Origin of the sequence: uncultured Campylobacter sp. (genome assembly GCF_938045775.1) — a bacterium.
In the GTDB taxonomy this organism is placed as follows: Bacteria; Campylobacterota; Campylobacteria; order Campylobacterales; family Campylobacteraceae; genus Campylobacter_B.
On the sequence record NZ_CALIBH010000251.1, the window covers coordinates 1 to 3,695 of the forward strand.

The 3,695-nt window shown below is 47.7% G+C and carries 3 protein-coding genes and 1 pseudogene; 2 read left to right on the forward strand and 2 right to left on the reverse strand.

The genetic code is table 11. The annotated features are described in order from the left end of the window. Together Q0238_RS10485 and Q0238_RS10490 are read left to right on the forward strand one after the other, a co-directional pair. Positions 1 to 342 (forward strand): annotated as a pseudogene (locus Q0238_RS10485) (hypothetical protein); the annotation flags it as partial. Between the two features lie 68 nt (positions 343 to 410). Continuing rightward, positions 411 to 1,568: a hypothetical protein gene (locus Q0238_RS10490; RefSeq protein ID WP_297945838.1), complete on the forward strand. Its 1,158-nt coding sequence runs from the start codon at positions 411 to 413 to the stop codon at positions 1,566 to 1,568. Positions 1,569 to 2,142: 574 nt separating this feature from the next. Here Q0238_RS10490 and Q0238_RS10495 read toward each other — a convergent pair. Together Q0238_RS10495 and Q0238_RS10500 are read right to left on the reverse strand one after the other, a co-directional pair. Then, a complete protein-coding gene (locus tag Q0238_RS10495) occupies positions 2,143 to 2,523 on the reverse strand; it encodes a CrcB family protein (protein ID WP_297945840.1) in 381 nt (126 codons plus the stop codon). A gap of 387 nt (positions 2,524 to 2,910) precedes the next feature. Next, positions 2,911 to 3,642 (reverse strand): sulfite exporter TauE/SafE family protein, encoded by a 732-nt coding sequence (locus Q0238_RS10500; protein WP_297945842.1) that lies wholly within the window; start codon positions 3,640 to 3,642, stop codon positions 2,911 to 2,913. Between the last annotated feature and the right edge of the window lie 53 nt (positions 3,643 to 3,695).

Genomic DNA, 3,695 nt, shown 5'->3' on the forward strand with positions numbered 1-3,695 from the left:
GAGGACGATAACGAGGGCTTTGCGCCTGATTGGAGCGAAATTTTTACCGATCTGCAAAGCGCCTTCCCCGCTTCGAAGCTTGGCATCGGCGAGTGCGGAAACACGGCGGCGGACGCCACGCAGGCGAGCAAGAAGGCGATGATGAGGCGGTATTATACGATGCCGCGCTACGTGAAAAACTACGTGGGCGGGTATTTTTGGTGGTATTTCGTGCAAGACTGCGCCAGCGGAACGGGACCCGGCGCTTCAAACGGTAAAAATCGCGGCGCACGCGATAAAGCGAAAACTGCGGACGAGCTGCTAAAAAGCCTTAGCGAAGCAATAGGCGAAGCGTACAGATAATGCGAGGAGGGTTTCAAATTTAAAGCAAAATTTTATGCTTTTTAGGTGCAACGAGGTAAAATTTGGGCATGAAAACTTTTATAAAAATTTTAAAAATTACTGCCTTGGTCGTGAGCGTTGCATGCGTGCTTTTTGTGCTGTATATATTTGTGATTTTAAATTTGCTTTTTTCATCCGATACTCCCGAGGGTTGCGATCCTAGTATGCCCACTAGCGCTTGCGATTATATCGATGAAAAATTTGAAAAAGAGCTGCAAAATTTGCCCCCGGTCGCCGCTCTGCCGCCATTAGACAAAAGACCCGTATTTTGGCTAGGCGAGAAAAAATTCGCAGGAGGCGCGAAGTTTAATTATCTATACATTAAGGACGATTTTGGGGTCTGGCTTAGGTATGAGGACAGCGATAGCGACGACTTTTTGCTACAAAAAGATATGCCAGAGCGCTACTACGGATACGACGAGATCGATCGTTCGCCGGACGAAAGGTGGGTAAGTAGAGAGCTTGGATATTATAGCTACGGCATCTACGATATTTCGCTTTTTGAAAACGAAGCCAAGATATTTTCTCAAACGGCGCATAAGGTCGTGAGGAAATTTATCGGTTTCTTTAATCTACACTCTATGAGGGGCACATCTTTTGCAGCTCCGCAAGGCACCGAAGAAAATTTAAATGCTATAAGTGAGCTTCAAACTCCGCTTGCGGATTTTCCGCAAAAGCAGAACTACTCTGCGCTTGGTTGGGCTGATAAACCAGAAGCCAGAGGCTATGTCGGAGATGAAATAGCCAAAAAACTCGCTCGCAACGTCTTTGAGATAGAGGGCGATGGGTGGCGACAGACCATCCGTATAAACAGCCGCGCCAAAGATATAAAGGTAATCTGCGGAGATGAAATTTGCCTCGCGCTTGCCTTCGATGAAAGCAAATTTAATCGTTGCGATAACGATACGCCTCATACGGCAATTTATACGCTAAATTTAAAGCAAAAATTTAATAATTTTCATACGCTTACTAGCGAAAATTTTAACTACGTAAAGCTCGGCGATAAATACACTTTAGACGATGTGGAATCCTTTAAAATAGTTTTATCGAGATTCAGATATATCAAGGGGTATAACAAAGATCGCGAAATCACGGACTACGAGGTTATCTTGCGAAATAGCGAGGGCGAGCAGGTTAATGAAATCTGCAGAAATGAAATTAAGAGGGCTCGCAGCCGCTTGCGATAAATCCAAGATAGCGCTGCAGGATTTGGCATATAAGATCGTGATTTCGGCGCGCTTTAATTTAGCTTCTAAAATTTACGTGAGAATTTTAAAATTCTAAGCTTCAAGCTTTAAAATTTGCCCGCGGAGCTTTTAAAATTTATCGCACGGCTTAGGTTTATTTTATCCGCGCCAAGACAGCGAAATTTTTAGGGCGTCGCGATAACTAGGCGCAAGATAGCGAAATTTCACAAAGCTGCGGCGAACAAGATACGCAGAGAATGCACGCAAATTCAAATTTATCTGGATTTTGCCAGCCTGCCCGACGCCGAGCACCATTATTTAGCTACAATCCCTCTCGCTCGCTTTACTTTTCGCTCGTCTTACGATTTGCTCGTTTTGATAGCTATTGCACTTTGCCGAAGCTACTGCGCACTCTTTTACAAAACTGCACAGCATGTGGGATTGTGCCCATCGCTCGCAGATTTTGCAGCACATGCGCGCGATAAAATTCCGTAGCGCAGGCACTTTCAATAAATTTTGATTTAAAAGCGCAAACATAGAGGCGATTTAAATTTAAAGCTCATGCGCTCCACGGCTATCCTGCAAGCGCTCTGCCCGCGAGCAGCCCAGCGTAGCAAAAAAGCATACAGGCGCATACGCTTAAGACCGCGTTTAGCAGACCGATAGCAAATTCTCGCGCCAGCAATAATTGCAGCGTATCGTAGCTGAACGTAGAAAATGTCGTAAAACCGCCCAGTGCGCCTGCGACAAAAAATACCCGCAGGCTCTGCGTTAAATTTAGCGCGAGTAAAAACCCTATCAGCAAGCTTCCCAGCGCATTCACGCAAAAAGTAGCGATCGGAAACGCGCTCCAAAATCCGGCGCGATCCATTGCGCGCGCGATCGTTCCGCTTAAGCCTACTCGCGCCATCGCGCCTACACAGCCGCCTAGCCCAGCTAAAATCAAGTTCGTCAATCCAAGTCCTTTTAAAATTTGTAAATTTTATTTCGCCATCTAGCCTCCATAGGACGAAAGATATGCGACTTCGCTATTTTAACGCGATTAGTTAAAATTCCGCTTTTAAAATTTGCTCGCGCTTTTTGAAATTTCGTTTTAAAATTTTACTAGCGCGATGAAACGCGACATTTTACGCGCTGCCGTAAGACGGCGACCAAACGCGCGCAGTGTAAGAGGACGGCAAAGCAAAAACTACGAGACGCAAAAGGGCGCGTAGCAAAACAGCGCGAACGCTTAAAATCGCTCTGACGTGCCCGTAGCAGGCGCCTAAACTGCGCTTGTAGCGGAACGATCGCAAAGCAAAACAATAGCGCGGCAATCGCTGCAGCGCTACTACAGCGGGCGCTACTGCAGCACCTTTTTTAGCGCCAGCGCAAATAGCACGACGTAGAGGACGAGCAGCCATTTTTTCTGAGTTTCGCGCTTTGCACGGCGAGCCTGAGAGGTACCGAAATACACGCCCAAAAGTCCGCCTACGGCTAGCAGCGCGCCGCGTTCGTAATCCACATGGCCGTTGTACGAAAGGCTTAAAAGCGCGCTAAATGAGCCGAAAACGATGAAAAACAGCCCCATGCAGACCGCTCTTTTGATATCGACGCCCAAAAATCCGACCAAAATCGGCGTCAAAAATACCGCGCCGCCCACGCCCATGCTAAGCGCGATCGCGCCGATAGCAAAGCCGATAAAAAACAGCACCGCGCCGTGGGGATCGGCGTTGCCGCCGCTTGTTACGTTCGTGCTAAAGAGTTTGAGAAATGAGATCGCAAGCGTCAGCAAAAGACCGATCTCAAGCACGATTTCTGGCGAGTATTTTACGATGAAGCCCGATATGCTCGCGCCGCACAGCCCTCCGAGCCCCACTGCGATGCCGCTATCTAGGCGAAGCTTGCCCGCGCGGTAGTTCAGATATGAGCCGAAAAGCGAGACGATGAACATCTGCATCACCGAGATGCCCGCGGCGGTCTTGACGTCGTATCCCAGAGCCATCATCACGGGCATTACGACCGTACCGCCACCGATACCGAAAAAGCCCGATATGAAGCCCACGACGACGCCGACAAAGGGGAGTTCTAGCATTTTTGATCCTTAAAATTTGAAGCGAAGTTTATAGCTTTAAAATTTAAAGCTTG

What these genes read in the sequence shown, in the direction of transcription:
- Q0238_RS10490 (WP_297945838.1), top strand. Translation starts at nt 411, where the DNA reads ATGAAAACTTTTATAAAAATTTTAAAAATTACTGCCTTGGTCGTGAGC.
- Q0238_RS10500 (WP_297945842.1), bottom strand. Translation starts at nt 3,642, where the DNA reads ATGCTAGAACTCCCCTTTGTCGGCGTCGTCGTGGGCTTCATATCGGGC.